The sequence below is a fragment of the Actinospineispora acaciae DSM 45401 genome, assembly GCF_000620785.1.
In the GTDB taxonomy this organism is placed as follows: domain Bacteria; phylum Actinomycetota; class Actinomycetes; order Mycobacteriales; family Pseudonocardiaceae; genus Pseudonocardia; species Pseudonocardia acaciae.
On the sequence record NZ_JIAI01000006.1, the window covers coordinates 205,707 to 223,342 of the forward strand.

A 17,636-nucleotide genomic window follows, 5' to 3' on the forward strand; every position below is an offset into this window, starting at 1 on the left:
TTGGGTGCGGACGGTCGGCGTGGGTTAGAGGCGGTGTTGGAGGGCGTCGGCGGCGGCCAGGAGGTTGGCGGCCCAGCGGGCGCCGGGGCGGCGGCCGATGCGGTCTACCGGGCCGGAGACGGAGACGGCGGCGACCACCTGGCCGGTGGAGTTGCGGACGGGGGCGGAGACGCTCGCCACGCCGGACTCGCGTTCGGCGACGCTTTGGGCCCAGCCTCGGCGGCGGACCTCCAGGAGGGTGCGTTCGGTGAAGCGGGCCTCGGCGAGGACTGCGCGTTGGGTGGCGGGGTCGGCCCAGGCGGTGAGGACCTTGGCGCCGGAGCCGGCGCCCATGGGGAGGCGGGTGCCGACGGGGACCGTGTCGCGCAGGCCGCTGGCGGGCTCGGAGGCCGCTACGCAGATACGCTGCATGCCGTCGCGGCGGTAGAGCTGCACGCTTTCGCCGGTGAGGTCGCGCAGGCGGGGGAGGACCGCGGCGGCGGCCTCCAGGAGGGGGTCGCCGGAGCGGGAGGCCAGCTCGCCGAGGGTGGGGCCTGGGCGCCAGCGGCCGTCGGCGCCTCGGTGGAGTAGGCCGTGTACTTCCAGGCCTACTGCCAGGCGGTGGGCGGTGGCTCGGGGGAGGCCGGTGCGTTGGCACAGCTCGGCCAGGCCACATGGTTCGGCCGCCGCGGCCCAGAGGACCCCGACGGCCTTGTCCAGCACGCCGATACCGCTATGCTGTCTCACGAGACGATATTAGCTTCTCACGATGTGGGAAGTCTAGTGTCGAGTGCCAGGGCGTGATGGGAGGAAGCGATGGGAAGGACGCTCGCCGAGAAGGTGTGGGATGCCCACCTGGTGCGTCGCGGGGAGGGTGCCGAGCCCGACCTTCTCTACATCGACCTGCATTTGGTGCACGAGGTGACCAGTCCGCAGGCGTTCGAGGGGCTGCGGCTGGCCGGGCGGGGGGTGCGCCGGCCCGATCTCACGGTGGCCACCGAGGACCACAACGTGCCGACCAAGGACGTCGAGCTTCCGATCGCCGACCCGGTGTCGCGTACGCAGGTGGAGACGCTGCGGAAGAACTGCGCGGAGTTCGGGGTGCCGCTGTACCCGATGAACCATGCCGAGCAGGGGATCGTGCACGTGGTCGGGCCGCAGCTCGGGCTGACCCAGCCGGGGATGACCGTGGTGTGTGGGGACAGTCATACCTCGACGCACGGGGCGTTCGGTGCGATGGCGTTCGGCATCGGGACATCCGAGGTGGAGCACGTGCTGGCCACGCAGACGCTGCCGTTGAAACGTTTCAAGACCATGGCGATCAACGTCAACAGCAAGGACGGGCGGTTGCGGCCCGGCGTGACCAGCAAGGACGTCGTGCTCGCGATCATCGCCCAGATCGGCACCGGCGGCGGGCAGGGCTACGTGCTGGAGTACCGGGGCAACGTCATCGAGAACCTCTCCATGGAGGCCAGGATGACGATCTGCAACATGTCGATCGAGGCGGGCGCCCGCGCCGGCATGATCGCGCCGGACCAGGTCACCTTCGACTACCTGGCCGGGCGCGACCACGCCCCGTCCGGCGCAGACTGGGACAGCGCGGTGGCCGACTGGCGCGAGCTGCGCACCGATGACGACGCCACCTTCGACGCCGAGGTGGACATCGACGCCGACGCGCTCACCCCGTTCGTGACCTGGGGGACCAACCCCGGCCAGGGGCTGCCGCTGGCGGCCAGCATCCCGGACCCCCAGGCCATCGCCGACGAGAACGAGCGGATCGCCGCGGAGAAGGCGCTGGCCTACATGGGGCTGGAGGCCGGGACGCCGCTGCGAGAGGTCAGCGTGGACACGGTGTTCGTGGGTTCGTGCACGAACGGCCGGATCGAGGACCTGCGCGCGGCCGCCGAGGTGATCAGGGGCCGGCAGGTCGCGGACGGCGTGCGCATGCTGGTCGTGCCCGGTTCGATGCGGGTGCGGTTCCAGGCCGAGGAGGAGGGCCTGGACGCGGTGTTCACCGCCGCCGGCGCGGAGTGGCGCTCGGCCGGCTGCTCGATGTGCCTGGGCATGAACCCCGACCAGCTCGCACCCGGCGAGCGCAGCGCGTCCACCTCCAACCGCAACTTCGAGGGCCGCCAGGGCCGTGGCGGCCGCACCCACCTGGTGTCGCCGCTGGTGGCCGCCGCCACCGCCGTGCGCGGCACGCTGTCCTCGCCGGAAGACCTGGGCTGAGAGGAGCCGAGACCATGGAGCCGTTTCGTACCCACACCGGCATCGGCGTACCGCTGCGCCGGTCCAACGTGGACACCGATCAGATCATCCCGGCGTCCTACCTCAAGCGGGTGAGCCGCACCGGGTTCGAGGACGGGCTGTTCGCCGCGTGGCGCCAGGACGAGACCTTCGTCCTCAACACCGAGCCGTTCTCCCGGGGCTCCGTGCTGGTCGCCGGGCCGGACTTCGGCACCGGCTCGTCCCGCGAGCACGCCGTCTGGGCGCTGATGGACTACGGGTTCCGGGTGGTCATCTCGTCCCGGTTCGGCGACATCTTCCGGGGCAACTCCGGCAAGGGCGGCCTGCTCACCGCGCAGTGCGCGCAGGACGACGTCGAGCTGCTGTGGAAGCTGCTGGAGAACGAGCCGGGCACCGAGGTGACCGTCGACCTCACCGAGAAGACGATCAAGGCCAAGGACCTGACCGTCGCGTTCGAGGTCGACGAGTACACCCGCTGGCGGCTGCTGGAAGGGCTGGACGACATCGGCCTCACGCTGCGTAATGTCGCGGACATCGACGCGTTCGAAGCGGCCCGCCCGAGCCGGCTGCCGCGCACGGTCGTCGAGGTGTCCGGCACGTCCGGGTGATCTCACTGTGTCACGTGCTAGCGCCTGACCAGCCAGAACGTCTACGGTGGGCGTGATCTCCCATGGCCCGGCCGGGGCCGGGGACGCGGGAAGGGGCACACGGTGAACAAGGCTGAGCTGGTCACGGCGCTCGCCGAGCACCTGGACGGAGACCGCAGGACGGCCACCGCCGCGGTGGACGGCCTGCTCGATGTGATCGTGCGGACGGTGCAGGCCGGTGACTCCGTGTCACTGACCGGCTTCGGCGTGTTCGAGAGCCGGCAGCGCGCCGCCCGCTCCGGCCGCAACCCGCGCACCGGCCAGGTCATCCAGGTACCGGCGGCGACCGTGCCCGCGTTCCGGCCGGGGGCGATGTTCCGGGACGTGGTCAGCGGTGCCCGCGACCTGGGCGATGGCCCTGTCCGGTCGGCCCGTTCGGTGAGCCGTCCGCGCAGCCGGCCGGTGCCGGCGAGCGCGGGGTCGGCAGGGGACGGTGAGGTGAGCAAGGCGTCGTCGTCGGTGGCGGTCGCGGAGAAGCCGGCCAAGGCGGGTGGCAAGGGCAAGGCGGCCAAGGCCAGCAAGGACGGCAAGGCGGGCAAGGACGGCGCGAAGGGCGGCAAGAGCGCCAAGGCCGCCGCCGGCAAGGACGGCAAGGGCGGGAAGAAGAAGGGCAAGAAGTAGGCCCGGCCGGCCGCTGGAGCCGAACTTGCCTGACAAAAATCCCGACTCACCCTGACAAAATCCCCGACTCGCGGGCGGGTGTACGGGCGGGCGCGGGTTAGGCGGCGGGGTCGGGGTAGTAGTCGGCGGTGGTGACTTTGGCGCGGACTCGGCCCAGGATCCAGGTGCTGGCTTTGCGGGCGGGCGGGTTTTGGTGGGTGGTCAGGGTGCGGATCAGGTCGGGGATGACGCCGCCCTGGCTGCAGATCACGGGGACGCCGTCGGTGGCGGCGATCTCCTGGAAACGGGCTAGGCCGGCGGCGGGGTTGCGCCAGTAGTCCTGTTCGCCCAGGAGGGGCTCGGTGGTGATGGGCAGGCCCAGCGGGCGGATGCTGTCCGGGCAGCGGATGGGGGGCGCGGCGTAGGCCGTGGTCGGGCCGAACAGGCGTAGGAACGCGGCGAGCTGCTCGGACTGTGCCCTGCCCTTGTCGGAGAGCGGGCGCAGGTCGTCGTCGCCGGTCCAGTCGTGGCGGCTGCCGGCCTTGGCGTGGCGCACCAGCAGCAGCGGCGCGGGCGGGCGGTCACCGAGCCGGCGGTAGCGGTCCAGCACCTCGAGGTCGCGGCGGTAGCTGAGCAGCTCGGCGGCGGCGGCCGGGGGCAGCCAGCGCAGCTCGTCGACCTCGTCGTTCGCGGCGAAGGCGCCCTCGCCGGCGCGCGCGCACCAGTAGTGCACCACCTTCTCGCCCTGCTCCACCCGGTAGTGGCTCTCACCCAGCCCGACGCCGAGCACGGCCGGGTAGCCGGTCTCCTCGGCGACCTCGCGCACGGCGGCCGCCGGCACCGACTCGCCCGGGTTGAGCTTGCCCTTCGGCAGCGACCAGTCGTCGTAGCGCGGGCGGTGCACCACCGCGATCTCGGTGTCGTCGGCGGTGTCGGGCCGCCAGAGCACGGCCCCGGCGGCGACCACATCCGGTTGGTCGTTCATTCAGCGGCGACGGTACGGCGGCGGGTGGACTCGGTCTGGTGGTCGCGGACCGGGCCGGTGACGCTGTCCGGCGCCGGCGAGGGCGACCAGACGCTGTCCGGCCCGAGCACCCAGCACCGGGTGGTCGGGTCCAGCGCGGAGGACAGCAGGGCGTCGAGCTGGTCGGTCAGCGCCGGGTTGACCCGCAGCAGGACCTCCACCCGACGGTCCAGGTTGCGGTGCATGATGTCCGCGCTGCCGATCCAGTACTCGTCGGCGCCCTCGAAGTGGTAGATCCGCGAATGCTCCAGGAAGCGGCCCAGGATCGACCGGACGTGGATGTTCTCGCTCAGCCCCGGGCGGCCTGGGGTCAGCGCGCAGATGCCCCTGACCACGATCTCGACCGGCACCCCGGCCTGCGACGCCCGGTACAGCGCGTCGATCACCTGCTCGTCGACTATCGAGTTCATCTTGAACCGGATGCCGGCGCGCCGGCCCGCCCGATGATGCGCGATCTCGTCCTCGATGCGCTGCACCAGCCCCCGGCGCACCCCGTACGGGGCGACCAGCAGGGTGCGGTAGCGGCTCTGCCGGGCGTAGCCGGTCAGCGAGTTGAACAGGTCGGCCACGTCAGCGCCCACCACCGGGTCGGAGGTGAGCACGCCGAGGTCCTCGTAGAGCCGGGCGGTCTTAGGGTTGTAGTTGCCGGTGCCGACGTGGCAGTAGCGCCGGATCCGCGAGCCCTCCTGGCGCACCACCAACGACGTCTTGCAGTGCGTCTTGAGCCCGATCAGCCCGTACACCACGTGCACGCCCGCCTTCTCCAGCTCGCGCGCCCAGCGGATGTTGGCCTTCTCGTCGAACCGGGCCTTCAGCTCGACCAGCGCGACCACCTGCTTGCCCGCCTCGGCGGCGCTGACCAGCGCGTCCACGATCGGCGAGTCGCCGGAGGTGCGGTAGAGGGTCTGCTTGATGGCCAGCACCTGCGGGTCGGCGGCGGCCTGCTCGATGAACCGCTGCACGCTGGTGGAGAACGAGTCGTACGGGTGGTGCACCAGCACGTCGCCCTGGCGCAGGGTGGCGAACACGCTGCGCGGCGTCTCGCCCTCGGCGAACGCCGGGTGGGTGTCCGGCACGAACGGCGGGTCCTTCAGCTCCGGGCGGTCCACGCCGTAGACCCGCCAGAGCATGGTCAGGTCCAGCATGCCGGGGACCACCATGACGTCGTGCGGGTCCACGTCCAGCTCGCGCAGCAGCAGCTCCAGCACGTGCTCGCTCATCGAGTCGGTGATCTCCAGGCGCACCGGCGGTCCGAACCGGCGGCGGGCAAGCTCGCGCTCCAGGGCCTGCAGCAGGTCCTCGTCGCGGTCCTCCTCGACGTCCAGGTCGGCGTTGCGGGTGACCCGGAAGGCGTGGTGCTCGGTGACCTCCATGCCGGTGAACAGCTCGCCCAGGTGCGCGGCGATCAGGTCCTCCACCGGCAGGAACACCACCTCGGCGCCGGGCGGGCCGTCCCGGTCGGACTCCACGGGCACCAGCCGGGGCACATTGTTCGGCACCTTGACCCTGGCGAACCGCTCGGTGTGCGAGTGCGGGTCGCGGACGGTCACCGCCAGGTTCAGCGACAGGCCGGAGATGTACGGGAACGGGTGCGCCGGGTCCACCGCGAGCGGGGTGAGCACCGGGAACACCTGCTCGAAGAAGTACTCCGAGAGCTTGTCGCGCTGGCCCTGGGTGAGGTCGTCCCAGTGCAGGATGCGCAGGCCGCGCTCGGCCAGCTCGGGCTGCACGGAGTCCTGGAAGACCCGGGCGTGCCGCTCGGCCAGCGCCTGGCTGCGCTCGGAGATGCGGGCCAGCTGCTCGCGCGGGGTCAGGCCGTCGGCGGAGCGCACGGTCAGGCCCGTCTCGTCGCGGCGCTTGAGCCCGGCCACCCTGACCATGAAGAACTCGTCCAGGTTGGACGCGAAGATGGCCAGGAACTTGGCCCGCTCCAGCAGCGGCTGGCTGGTGTCCTCGGCGAGCGCGAGCACCCGGGCGTTGAAGTCCAGCCAGGACAGCTCCCGGTTGAGGTAGCGGTCGTCGGGCAGGTCGGTGGGCGCCTCGGCGGGGGTGGGGGCGGGCGGCGCGGCCGGCGCTGACTGCGGCGGCACGGCGGGGCGGGGGGCCGGCCGGCGCGCCGAGAGCCGGGCCGGGGCGGACGGGAGGTCGGTCACCGGGTCCATCGGTTCGACCTGGGTGACCTCTTCCGGGGTGGTTTCCCGGGTGGCTTGCTGGGTCGTGACGGACGATCGTCGGGCGGTTGCGCCGCGCCCGGAGCCGCGAGGTCCGGGAGCCGACCGGGGCTTCGGCGCGGTGCGGCGGTTGGTGCGATTTCCCTGCCGGCCGTTCTGTCCCTCGGAAGCCACCCAGACATTCTCACCCGAGAACGGCCGTAGATGGTCCCCCGTGCGGGCGGGGAATAGGTGAACAGGAGGTCACGATCGCCTGACGGGTCACCCGATCGGCGCGGTTACGGTGTCACTCAGTGAGCATCCGCTGCGCCGTCCGACGGGTATTCCAGCCGGACGGACGCGGCGGCGGCCGGAAAAGTCGGGCTCAGGGCGGCCGCTGTCGCCGGGCCGAGCCCCAGCTCGACGGCCTGTCGGAGATCGTCCGGGGTGTCCACGTCGCGGCGCAGGCCCGGCCACTCGCCGGCCAGCCGCAGCGCGCCGGAGCGTTCGTGCGCCCGCGCCGAGCCGGGGCCGAACCGGGGGTCGAGCGGGCGGTTCGGCGCGCAGAGCAGCAGCGTGGTGCCGTCGCCCGGCGCGTCGGCGACGAACGCCCGGTGCGCGACGCCTGTCTCGAAAGCGAGCTGGGCGGCGGCCAGCGCGGCGGCCAGCTCGGCCGGGCGCAGCGCCGGCAGGTCCGCCTGCAGCGCCCCGATGGGACGCGCGGGCCGGCGCGCGCGCAGCACCTCGGCGCCGTAGGCCAGCGCGGCGTTGAGGCCGCGCTCCGGGCGGTCGGGCAGCACCGGGACGCCGTCGGCGGTGAGCACGGCGGTGACCTCCGGGTCCGAGGTGACCGCCAGCACCTGGTGCACGCCGCCGGCCGCGCGGGCCGCCGCCACCGTGTCCCTGATCAGCGCCATCGCCAGCCGGGCGTGCGCGGCCAGGTCGGCCAACCCGTCGTCGGCGGCGCCGCGCAGGCGCGTCTTGGCCTGGGACAGCGACTTGACGGGCACCAGGAGATCCACCTCGGGCACCCATCCATGGTTACACCCGCCGGCGCGGGTACTCCGCCGAGGAGATCCGTGCACGGGGTCGCTGGACCGCCGGCGGGCGGGCGGTAGAGACTCACGACCGGGGTTCGACGAGGCGATCGAGGAGGACGGCAGGGTGAGTCGGGAGAAGGGCGGCTTCTGGGTCGGGTTGACGGCGGTGGTGTTCTACCCGCTGACGTGGCTGCTCGGTCGCTGGCGGGTGGAGGGGCTGGACCGGATTCCGCGATCGGGGCCGGCGCTGATCGTGGCCAACCACATCTCGTACCTCGACCCGGTGTACACGGCGGTGTTCGTGCACCGGGGCCGGCGGGTGCCCCGGTTCCTGGCCAAGCACAGCCTGTGGAAGATCCCGGTCTTCGGCAAGATCATGGCCGGCAGCGGGCAGATACCCGTGTACCGCGAGTCGATGGAGGCCCAGCACAGCCTCAGCGCGGCCACCCAGGCCCTGGTCGACGGCAAGGCCGTGATCATCTACCCGGAGGGCACGATCACCCGCGACCCGGCCGGCTGGCCGATGCACTCGCGGACCGGGGTGGCCCGGCTGGCGCTGTCCAGCGAGGTGCCGGTGATCCCGATGGTGCACTGGGGCACGCTGGACGTGTACGACCACTACAACAAAAAGCTCCGCCCGCTGCCGCGCAAGGAGATCGTGGTGCGCTGCGGCGAGCCGATCGACATGTCCGCCTACCGGGACCGGCCGGTGGATGCGGCGCTGCTGCGCGAGGTGACCGACCACCTCATGGGCGTGGTCCGCGACCTGCTGGCCGAGGTGCGCGGCGAGCCGGCCCCGGAGGGCTTCTACCGCAGGGCGGGCCGGCGGTCGGGCTCGTCCGAGGGCGGCAACCAGGGCGAAGCCGCCTCGTGAGCGAGCCCGTCCCCTCCTCCCCGGTGCGCCGGGTCGCGGTGCTCGGCGCCGGCTCCTGGGGCACCACGTTCGCCAAGGTGCTGGTGGACGCCGGCCGCCAGGTGACGCTGTGGGCCCGCCGTCCCGAGATCGCCGAGGAGATCAACCGCCGCCACGCCAACCCCGAGTACCTGCCCGGCGTGCGGCTGCCGGACTCGCTGGTCGCCACGGTGGACCCGGCCGAGGCGATGCGCGGGGCGGACGCGGTGGCGCTCGCGGTGCCCGCGCAGACCCTGCGGGCCAACCTGGAGCGCTGGCGGGCCGCGCTGCCGCCGGACGTGACGCTGGTCAGCCTGGCCAAGGGCGTCGAGCTGGGCAGCCTCAAGCGGATGAGCGAGGTGGTCACCGAGGTGGCCGGGGTGCCGATCGAGCGGGTCGCCGTGCTGTCCGGGCCGAACCTGGCCAGGGAGATCGCCGAGGAGCAGCCCACCGCCACCGTGGTCGCATGCACCGACCACGACCGGGCGGTGGGGATGCAGATGGCCTGCGGCACCGGGTACTTCCGGGTCTACACCAACACCGACCTGCTCGGCGCCGAGCTGGGCGGCGCCGGCAAGAACGTCATCGCGCTGGCCTGCGGGATCGCCGCCGGAATGGGCCTGGGCGACAACACCAGGGCGTCGCTGATCACCCGCGGCCTGGCCGAGATGTCCCGGCTGGGGGTGCGCCTGGGCGCCGACCCGCTGACGTTCGCCGGCCTCGCCGGGCTGGGCGACCTGGTGGCCACCTGCTCGTCGCGGCTGTCGCGCAACCGCACGTTCGGCGAGCACCTGGGCCGGGGGGAGAGCCTGGCCGAGGCGGAGGCGGCCAACCACGGCCAGGTCGCCGAGGGCGTCAAGTCCTGCCTGGCCATCTGCGAGCTCGCGGCCCGCCACGGCGTGGACGTGCCGATCGCGGACGGCGTGCGCCAGGTCTGCCACGAGGGCTTCTCGGCGGCCGCCATGGCCAAGGCGCTGGTCAGTCGTACCCCGAAGCCCGAGTGACCGTCCTCGGCGCGCGCACGACCGTGCCGAGCGCGACGCCGCCGAGGATCAGCGCGGCCGCGATCAGCAGCGTCGCGTCGGGCGATTCGCCGAGCAGCAGCCACGCGCAGCCGAGGCCGAACACCGGGACGAGCAGCAGGCCGATCGACGTCGTCGACGAGGGCACCGCCCGGTTGACGGTGGTGATGGCCCAGTACGCGACGGCGATGCCGAGCACCCCTCCGTAGAGCAGCAGCGCCGAGGTCCGCGACGGAACGGCGGGCGGCGCGCCTTCGAAGAGGTACGCGATCGGGCAGAGCAGGACCGTGGCGACCAGCGCCTGCCAGAACGTCAGCTCGAACGGCGGCGTCACCCAGGTGTGGGCGCGGATGTAGAGGATGCTCATCGCCCAGAACAGCGCGGCGGCCAGCACCATCGCGTTGCCGTAGAGCGCGAGCGGGTCGTGCCACCCGAAGTGCTGGGGGTCGAACAGCAGGACAAGGCCGGTGAGGCCGACCAGCGCGCCCGCGACCCTCGGCCAACCGCCCCGTTCGCCGAGCAGCAGGTACGCGGCGGGCAGCACCCACAGCGGCGTGGTGTACGCCAGGACGATCGAACGGCCCGCCGTGACGAACTGCAGGCCGATCCCGACCAGCGCGGAGAAGATCGTCATGTGCAGTACGCCGACCGAGAGGATCACCGGCACGTCGGCGCGCTTGGGCATCACCAGCCTGCGGCGCAGGACACACAGTACGAACAGCGCGACGGTCCCCACGATGGAGCGCAGGGCGACCGCCCACAGCGGCGGCAGGTCACGGAGCAGCAGTTTGTTGACGGGCCAGTTGAGCCCCCAGCACAGCGCCACCAGCACCAGCAGCGCCAACACCCGAGGCGGCTTCAGCTCACGGCCCTTCGGCGCAGCACGTGCGGGGGTACAGCGGTGTCGGGCGGGAGCAGCGGGCACGGCTCGGGCGCGCCGAAGCTGGTGCGCAGTGGCACCACGCCGGCCCAGGACGTCCCGGCCTCGACGTCCGGTTCCTCGTCGATCGGCGGGCCGCTGCGGATCTTCACGCTGGCCTCGGCCAGGTCGAGCGCGAGCACACCGGTGGCCGCCAGCTCCTTCTTGGTCGGTTGGCGGGCGTGCAGCCAGGAGCCGGGCGTGGTGTGCTCCACCACGGCGCGCAGGCCGGCCAGCTTCTCGTCGGTGTCGGTGACCGCGCGGGCGGTGCCGTGCACCACCGCCGAGCGGTAGTTCGCGGAGTGGCTGAACACCGAGCGCGCGTACACCAGCGCGTCCAGCAGCGTGACCGTCACGCAGACCGGGGTGCCGTGGCCGGCGCGCAGGCTGCTCGCGCCGCTGGACCCGTGCAGGTAGAGCGTGTCGTCGAGGCGTCCGAAGCAGGTCGGCAGCACCACCGGCGCGCCGTCCAGCACCACGCCGAGGTGGCAGATCAGCGCCTCGTCCAGGACGGCGTACAGCTCGGCGCGCTCGGAGCGGCCGCGTTCGGAGTGGCGGCGCGGGGTGCTGCGGGTGGTGGGAGACAGCGGTTGGATGCTCACGGGTTCGATGGTCGGCCCGGCCAGTGGCACCCTGACAGTGCCATTTCGGCACAATCAACGCAGTCCACTTCCCGGGGGTGTGCATACCGTGCTCGCCGACGACCTGCCGATCGTGCTCGACCGTTGCCGGCCCGAACCGCTGGCGGTGCAGGTCGCCGACGCGCTGCGGGCGGCGGCGAGCGGCGGGCTGCTCCGGGTCGGGGACCGGCTGGCCTCCACCCGGGCGCTGGCCAGCCGGCTCGGGGTCAGCCGGACGGTGACCGCCGCGGCCTATGACCAGCTGCTGGCCGAGGGCTGGCTGGTGGGCAGGCGTGGCTCGGGCACGTTCGTCACGGCGGCCCCGCCCTCGGCGCGGCACCGGCCCGCCACCGCCGCCGCGCACGCGCCCACGTCCGGCCGACCGGTCGCGGCCGCCGGCGCCATCGACCTCACCAGCGGGCGGCCCTGCCTGGACGCGCTGGACCGGGCGGCGTGGCGGCGGGCCTGGCGGGTCGCGTCCGACCGCGTCCCGGCCGGCGAGCCCGACTACGCGGGCGCGCTGGAGTTCCGGCAGGCGGTGGTGGACCACCTGCTGCGCCACCGAGGCCTGCCCGCCGGCGCCGACCAGGTGCTGGCCACCGCCGGGACCACCGACGCGCTGGACGAGCTGGCCGCGCTGTTGCCGGCGGGCGCGAGCGTCGGCTTCGAGGAGCCCGGGTACCGCCGCGCCGCCGAGACGCTGGTCGCCAGGGGCATCCGGCTGGTGCCGGTCCCGGTGGACGGCGACGGGCTGCGGGTGGACCGGCTGCCGTCCGGGCTGGCCGCCGTGTACTGCACGCCGGCGCACCAGTTCCCGCTGGGGCCCCGGCTCTCGGCGGCGCGGCGGGTCGCGCTGGTGGAGCGGGCGCGCGCGGAGGGCTTCCTGGTGCTGGAGGACGACTACGACGGCGAGCTGCGCTACGACGTGGCGCCGCTGCCGCTGCTGGCCGCGCTCGGCCCGGACGTGGTCGCCTACCTGGGCACGTCGAGCAAGCTGCTCACCCCCACGCTCGGCGTCGGCTGGCTGGTCGCGCCGCCGGCGATGCACGCCGAGCTGCTCGCCGCCAGGGAGCGGGCCGGGATGCGCCCGTCGCCCGCCGGCCAGCTCGTGTTCGCCGCCCTGGCCGACTACGGCGACCTGGCCCGCCACCTGCGCCGGCTGCGCGCCGAGCTCACCGAACGCCGGGCGCGGGTGGTCGCGGCGCTGTCCGGGACCGGCGCCGCGCTGCTCGGCGACGCCGCCGGCGCACACCTGCGGGTCACGCTCCCGTCGGCCGCCGCCGAGCGCGCACTGATGGCCGCCGCCGCCGAGGCCGGCGTCCTCCTCCAGGGCCTCCTGGACTGCCACCGCTGCCCTCCCTCGGCGTTCGGCGTCTCCCTCGGCTACGCCCGCCCACCGCGCCCCGCCCTGGACCGAGGCGTCGCCATCGTGGCCGACCTGGTCCGTCGTGCCTGGTCAGACCCCGTGAGTGGTTAGCGTTGTCATAGCAACGCTAACCACTCACGGGTCGTGACGTCGGCGGATGCGAGGGGCGGCTACGCTCGCCGGCCATGGAGCGACAGGGGCGGATCCGGATCGCGGTGGTGTTCGGCGGGCGCAGCAGCGAGCACGCCATCTCCTGCGTGTCGGCGAGCAGCGTGCTCGCCCACCTGGACCGGGACCGGTTCGAGGTGGTGCCGGTGGGGATCACCACGGACGGCGGCTGGGTGCTCGGCCGCGACGACCCGAGGGCGCTGGAGATCCACGACAGGCGGCTGCCGGCGGTCGACCCGACGGGCACGGCGCTGGCGCTGCCCGCCGACCCGACCCGGGGCGGGCTGGTGCGGCTGGATCAGGGACGCGGCGGCGAGGTGCTCGGCGCGGTGGACGTGGTGTTCCCGGTGCTGCACGGCGCGTACGGCGAGGACGGCACCATCCAGGGGCTGCTGGAGCTGGCCGGCACGCCGTACGTCGGGCCCGGGGTGCTGTCCAGCGCGGCCGCCATGGACAAGGAGTTCACCAAGAAGCTGCTGGCCGCGGAGGGCCTGCCGGTCGGGGACCTGGTCGTGCTGCGGCCCGGGGTGGCCACCCTGAGCGAGGAGCAGCGCGAGCGGCTCGGGCTGCCGGTGTTCGTCAAGCCGGCGCGGGCCGGGTCGTCGGTGGGGATCACGAAGGTCACCGAGTGGGCGGACCTGCCGGCGGCCATCGACACCGCCCGGGCGCTGGACCCGAAGGTGCTGGTGGAGGCCGCCGTCGCCGGCCGCGAGGTGGAGTGCGGCGTGCTGGAGTTCCCGGACGGTTCGGTCCAGGCCAGCGTGCCGGCGGAGATCCGGCTGGTCGGCTCCGGCGATGAGGAGTCGATCCCACAGTTCTACGACTTCGCCGCGAAGTACCTCGACGACGTGTGCGAGTTCGACATCCCGGCCAAGCTCTCCGACGCGACCACCCAACGGATCCAGGAGCTCGCGGTCGCCGCGTTCACCGCGCTGGACTGCCAGGGGCTGGCCAGGGTCGACTTCTTCGTCCGGGAGGACGGCGACGTCGTGCTCAACGAGATCAACACCATGCCCGGGTTCACCCCGATCTCGATGTACCCCAAGATGTGGGCGGTCACCGGCATCGACTACCCGACCCTGCTCACCACCCTGGTCGAGACCGCCCTGGCCAGGGGCACCGGCCTCAGGTAACTCGCCGCACACCTACCTGGGGTACCGCACACCCCGCACCATGCGCGGTGCCCCAGCAAGCTATGCGGTGTGCGGTGCCGGTGGGGCATGGGGGCATGCCGGGCGGGGGTTGGACAGGGGGCCGGCGGTTCGGTGTGCTGGGGGCATGGCGCGGACGGCGGTTGTCACGGCGGGGACCCGGGGGATCGGCTTCGAGGTCGCGCGTGCGTTGAGCGATCGCGGGTATGCGGTGACGATCGTGGGGCGCAGCCCGGAGCACGGCAGGCAGGCCGTGCGGCGGATCGGTGGCGCGCGGTTCGTCAGGGCGGACCTGTCGGTGCTGGGCGAGGTGCGGGCGCTGGGGGAGCGGCTCGCCGAGCGGGGGCCGGTGGAGCTGCTGGTGAACAACGTCGGCGGCATGTGGTCGAAACGGTGGAACACCGTCGACGGCATCGAGGCCAGCTTCGCCGTCAACCACCTCTCCGCGACGGTGCTGACCGAGGCGCTGGTCGACGCGGTGGCCGAGGGCGCTCCGAGCAGGATCGTGGACGTCACCTCGTCGTCGATCACGGTGGCGCTGATGGCGGGGACGCCGGCGTACGACGACGTCGAGGCGCCCGAGCCGTATTACGGTATTACGGCATCCGGTCGGGCGAAGCTCGCGCACCTCGCCTACAACCGGGAGCTGGCCGAACGGCTGCGCGGCAGCGGGGTCTCGGTGTTCGCCGCCGACCCCGGCCCGGCCGCGACCCCGAGCTCCGCCGAGATGACGCCCGAGATCCTGCCGCCCGCGCTGCGGCCACAGTGGGAGCAGATCCAGGCCCGGGTGACGGAGCGCCCGGCGGCCGAGGCGGCGCGCTCGGTCGTGTTCGCGGCAACCGACCCCTCGCTCGACGGCGCGACCGGGCTGGTCATCGACGCGGACTGCGCCCCGACGGACGCCCTGACCGGCGCGCTCACCCCGGACCTGATGGCCGCCGCGCGCGCCCTGACCGAGCGGGTCCTGAAGACCGCGTAACGTCCACTTCGTGGACCATGACGGCACGGCGACGGTGGTGGGCGGCGGACCGAACGGGCTCGCCGCCGCGGTCGCGCTGGCCGAGCGGGGTATGGCGGTCACCGTGTTCGAGGCGGCCGGGGAGGTCGGCGGCGGCGCGCGCTCCGGCGAGGCGCTGGTGCCCGGCCTGCTGCACGACCACTGCTCGGCGTTCCACCCGATGGCCGTCGGGTCGGCGTTCCTGGCCGGCCTCGACCTGGAACGCCACGGCCTGGCCTGGGCGTGGCCGGAGATCGACTGCGTACACCCGCTGGACGGCGGGGACGCGGGCGTGCTGTACCGCTCGATCGACGCCACCGCCGCCGGGCTGGGCCGCCGGGACGGGCGGCGCTGGCGGGCGCTGTTCGGCCGGCCTTCGGAACGGTTCGACGCGCTGAGCGAGGACATCATGGGGCCGCTGGTGCGGGTCCCCCGGCACCCGCTGGCGCTGGCCCGTTTCGGGGTGCCCACCGTGGCGCCGGGCGCTGCGCTGGCGCGGGTGTTCGCCACCGAGCCCGCGCGGGCGCTGTTCGCCGGCGTCGCCGCGCACGCGTTCCGGCCGTTGCACCACCCACTGACCTCGGCGATCGGTGTGGGCATCATCACCGCCGGGCACCGGTACGGCTGGCCGGTCGCGGTCGGCGGCTCCGGGGCGATCACGAAGGCGCTGGCCGCGCTGCTGGTCGAACTCGGCGGCAAGATCGAGACCGACGCGCCCATCACCGCCGGTTCCCAGCTGCCGCCCGCCGACGTGACGCTGTTCGACCTGGCGCCAGGGGCGGTCGCGCGCATCCTCGCCGACCGGCTGCCGGCCAGGGTCGCCCGCGCCTACCGCCGCTACCGGCACGGCCCGGCCGCGTTCAAGGTCGACTTCGCGGTCGAGGACGGCGTGCCGTGGACCAACGAGCACGCCCGCCGCGCCGGCACCGTGCACGTCGGAGGGCCACTCGCCGAGGTCGCGGCGGGGGAGCGGGCCGTCCACGCCGGGCGCTTGCCGGAGCGCCCGTTCGTGCTGGTGGGCCAGCAGTACCTGGCCGACCCGAGCCGCTCGGCGGGCCGGGTCCACCCGCTGTGGACCTACGCGCACGTGCCGCACGGGTACACCGGCGACGCCACCGAGGCGATCACCGCCCAGATCGAGCGGTTCGCCCCGGGGTTCCGGGACCGCATCGTCGCCAGCGCCTCGCGCACCCCCGCCGAGTTCGAGGCCTACAACGCCAACTACGTCGGCGGGGACATCGTGACCGGCGCCAAGGACGCGCGGCAGCTCGTGTTCGGGCCGCGCGCCACGCTCCGCCCGTACCACACCGGTGTCCCCGGCATGTTCATCTGCTCGGCGGCCACCCCGCCGGGGCCCGGCGCGCACGGCATGTGCGGCGCGAACGCGGCGCTGGCCGCCCTACGGCACCTGCGCCGCGTCCGCTGACGCTTGATCGCTCGACCGCTGGCTCAGCGTCGAATACCGGGCGCCGCCGGCGGTGTGTCGGGCGTCGACGGCGGCGTACCGGGGGGCGGGATCGTTTCCGGCATGGCGGCCGAGCGCGCCGGAACGATCCGTCGCCAGGTTCCGGAAACGACGCGCACAAAGAAGTCGGGGAGCGGGTGATAGAAGAGTCCGTAGCCCGCGATCATCAGCGCGGCGAAGAGGACGAGATCGACGGCGGCCACGAGGTTCGGGCTGATGAACACGACCATGCCGAAGTGGAGAAGAACGCCGAGCTTCACCACGAGCGGCCGCAGCCGGGGCACCCACAGGCCGGTGCCGATGAAAATCTCGACGGCGACGGAGCCGATGGCCATCGGCATGAGCAGGGGCATGATTCGGATCGAGTTGGGAGCGAACATCGACTGGAATCCCGCCCACGCCAGGACGTTGCCCGACAGAAAGTCGATGTTGATCTTACTGAGGGCGGCGTAGATGTAGACGATGGAGATCTGCGCGCGCAACAGGTACACCGGGGGACCCCATACCTGTTCCGTCCCCGAGCCTCGGCGGCTGCGCGGGGAGAGCGCCGCGCCAGAGTCCGTGAGCGCCAGCATCAGCGCCAGCGTGGCGAGCATGTACGTGTGGTTCACGTAGTAGGCGCCGGTGATGAAGGCGAAGGTGGCGAGGCCGGCGACGAGGGCGGCCAGGCGGGTCCTGATCCCGAGCACGAGCAGGACGCCCGCCGCGACCATGGGAATCGTCAGAATTGCCCACGCCATGCGCGGCAGATCCGGCAAGAAGTCGTAGAGCGGCTCTGGGTCGGCGTAGAACAATGACTTACCGGCATATTCAAGACCTTTGACGGCCACTGCCAGCCCGACGATGATGCGGAAGACGGCCAAGGGTCGGGCCGGTACCAGATCGGGCACTTTTAGCATCGCTCACTCCTCTCTAGTCGTCCGTCCTGGTAGCGGATGACCGAGTCCACCTCGGCGTGCCTTTCGCAGAGCATCCGGAGTGTTTCGGGTCCGTAGTGAATCGAGCTCCACGGGCTTCCGACCTCGGCCGCGTCGAGCATCACCTTCTCGTTGCCGGGGGTGACCCCGACGTATCGGAAGACGCTCGGAACCGGAGTGTTGGCGTACATGCTCCAGGCGAACTTCCTTGGCGGATCCGTCGTGACCAACAAGAACGCGGGAACGACGGCCTCGAGAAGGAATATCCCGAGGAGTAGCCGCTTGGCAACGGTCCGTTTCATTGTCAGGTCCTTCAGCGGTGTCGGTTCGTCCTCCTCCGGAGTCCAACCGCCCGCGTCGTCCGGAGATCATGCACGCAAGTCTCGGTCAAGGAACGGTGAGCATGATCACGTCAGGCGCCCTTCGCCGTGA

17 protein-coding genes are annotated in these 17,636 nt (G+C 72.9%); 9 read left to right on the forward strand and 8 right to left on the reverse strand.

Annotated features, from left to right (window positions below):
• Window positions 1–24: 24 nt before the first annotated feature.
• Window positions 25–726 carry an IclR family transcriptional regulator gene (locus tag N912_RS0126560; RefSeq protein ID WP_051580829.1) on the reverse strand — a complete coding sequence of 234 codons (702 nt, stop codon included), beginning with the start codon at window positions 724–726 and terminating at the stop codon, window positions 25–27.
• A gap of 69 nt (window positions 727–795) precedes the next feature.
• On the opposite strand from N912_RS0126560, the gene leuC reads away from it, so the two are divergent.
• The 3 genes from leuC to N912_RS66510 all read left to right on the forward strand — a co-directional run bounded on the left by leuC (window position 796) and on the right by N912_RS66510 (window position 3,494).
• The gene (gene leuC, locus N912_RS0126565; protein WP_028924784.1) at window positions 796–2,208 is read left to right on the forward strand and encodes a 3-isopropylmalate dehydratase large subunit; all 1,413 of its coding nucleotides are present in this window, start codon (window positions 796–798) and stop codon (window positions 2,206–2,208) included.
• Between the two features lie 14 nt (window positions 2,209–2,222).
• A complete protein-coding gene (gene leuD, locus N912_RS0126570; protein WP_028924785.1) occupies window positions 2,223–2,834 on the forward strand; it encodes a 3-isopropylmalate dehydratase small subunit in 612 nt (203 codons plus the stop codon).
• 102 nt (window positions 2,835–2,936) lie between these two features.
• Window positions 2,937–3,494 carry an HU family DNA-binding protein gene (locus N912_RS66510; protein ID WP_064745381.1) on the forward strand — a complete coding sequence of 186 codons (558 nt, stop codon included), beginning with the start codon at window positions 2,937–2,939 and terminating at the stop codon, window positions 3,492–3,494.
• A gap of 97 nt (window positions 3,495–3,591) precedes the next feature.
• Here N912_RS66510 and N912_RS0126580 read toward each other — a convergent pair whose 3' ends face one another.
• From N912_RS0126580 to cofC, 3 genes are all read right to left on the reverse strand, one after another.
• Complete coding sequence (locus tag N912_RS0126580; protein ID WP_037066678.1) at window positions 3,592–4,458, reverse strand: NUDIX hydrolase; 867 nt, start codon at window positions 4,456–4,458, stop codon at window positions 3,592–3,594.
• Window positions 4,455–6,659, reverse strand: a complete 2,205-nt coding sequence (locus N912_RS54785) for an RNA degradosome polyphosphate kinase (RefSeq protein ID WP_051580830.1) — start codon at window positions 6,657–6,659, stop codon at window positions 4,455–4,457. Before N912_RS54785 ends, N912_RS0126580 begins: the two co-directional genes overlap by 4 nt.
• A 299-nt stretch (window positions 6,660–6,958) precedes the next feature.
• Window positions 6,959–7,678 carry a 2-phospho-L-lactate guanylyltransferase gene (gene cofC / locus N912_RS54790; protein WP_051580831.1) on the reverse strand — a complete coding sequence of 240 codons (720 nt, stop codon included), beginning with the start codon at window positions 7,676–7,678 and terminating at the stop codon, window positions 6,959–6,961.
• A gap of 133 nt (window positions 7,679–7,811) precedes the next feature.
• On the opposite strand from cofC, the gene N912_RS54795 reads away from it, so the two are divergent.
• A complete protein-coding gene (locus N912_RS54795; RefSeq protein ID WP_051580832.1) occupies window positions 7,812–8,561 on the forward strand; it encodes a lysophospholipid acyltransferase family protein in 750 nt (249 codons plus the stop codon).
• Window positions 8,558–9,583, forward strand: coding sequence for an NAD(P)H-dependent glycerol-3-phosphate dehydrogenase (locus N912_RS0126600; RefSeq protein ID WP_028924787.1), 1,026 nt, complete (start codon window positions 8,558–8,560; stop codon window positions 9,581–9,583). The genes N912_RS54795 and N912_RS0126600 overlap by 4 nt, the downstream gene beginning before the upstream one ends.
• On the opposite strand, the gene N912_RS0126605 is transcribed toward N912_RS0126600, so the two are convergent.
• Both N912_RS0126605 and N912_RS0126610 read right to left on the reverse strand, forming a co-directional pair.
• Window positions 9,558–10,448, reverse strand: a complete 891-nt coding sequence (locus tag N912_RS0126605) for a DMT family transporter (protein WP_211261405.1) — start codon at window positions 10,446–10,448, stop codon at window positions 9,558–9,560. The genes N912_RS0126600 and N912_RS0126605 overlap by 26 nt on opposite strands.
• An 11-nt stretch (window positions 10,449–10,459) precedes the next feature.
• The gene (locus N912_RS0126610; RefSeq protein WP_156994083.1) at window positions 10,460–11,116 is read right to left on the reverse strand and encodes a pyridoxamine 5'-phosphate oxidase family protein; all 657 of its coding nucleotides are present in this window, start codon (window positions 11,114–11,116) and stop codon (window positions 10,460–10,462) included.
• A gap of 94 nt (window positions 11,117–11,210) precedes the next feature.
• Between N912_RS0126610 and pdxR the strand changes: the two genes are divergently transcribed.
• From pdxR to N912_RS0126630, 4 genes are all read left to right on the forward strand, one after another.
• Window positions 11,211–12,617 carry a MocR-like pyridoxine biosynthesis transcription factor PdxR gene (gene pdxR / locus N912_RS0126615; protein ID WP_037066894.1) on the forward strand — a complete coding sequence of 469 codons (1,407 nt, stop codon included), beginning with the start codon at window positions 11,211–11,213 and terminating at the stop codon, window positions 12,615–12,617.
• A gap of 74 nt (window positions 12,618–12,691) precedes the next feature.
• Window positions 12,692–13,807 (forward strand): D-alanine--D-alanine ligase family protein, encoded by a 1,116-nt coding sequence (locus tag N912_RS0126620; RefSeq protein WP_037066680.1) that lies wholly within the window; start codon window positions 12,692–12,694, stop codon window positions 13,805–13,807.
• Between the two features lie 145 nt (window positions 13,808–13,952).
• Window positions 13,953–14,804: an SDR family NAD(P)-dependent oxidoreductase gene (locus N912_RS0126625; RefSeq protein WP_028924792.1), complete on the forward strand. Its 852-nt coding sequence runs from the start codon at window positions 13,953–13,955 to the stop codon at window positions 14,802–14,804.
• A gap of 10 nt (window positions 14,805–14,814) precedes the next feature.
• Complete coding sequence (locus N912_RS0126630) at window positions 14,815–16,248, forward strand: phytoene desaturase family protein (protein WP_037066682.1); 1,434 nt, start codon at window positions 14,815–14,817, stop codon at window positions 16,246–16,248.
• Window positions 16,249–16,271: 23 nt separating this feature from the next.
• Here the strand turns inward: N912_RS0126630 and N912_RS0126635 are convergent, their stop codons facing one another.
• Window positions 16,272–17,186 (reverse strand): HTTM domain-containing protein, encoded by a 915-nt coding sequence (locus N912_RS0126635; protein WP_084211233.1) that lies wholly within the window; start codon window positions 17,184–17,186, stop codon window positions 16,272–16,274.
• Window positions 17,180–17,506 carry a hypothetical protein gene (locus N912_RS0126640; protein ID WP_028924795.1) on the reverse strand — a complete coding sequence of 109 codons (327 nt, stop codon included), beginning with the start codon at window positions 17,504–17,506 and terminating at the stop codon, window positions 17,180–17,182. Before N912_RS0126640 ends, N912_RS0126635 begins: the two co-directional genes overlap by 7 nt.
• Between the last annotated feature and the right edge of the window lie 130 nt (window positions 17,507–17,636).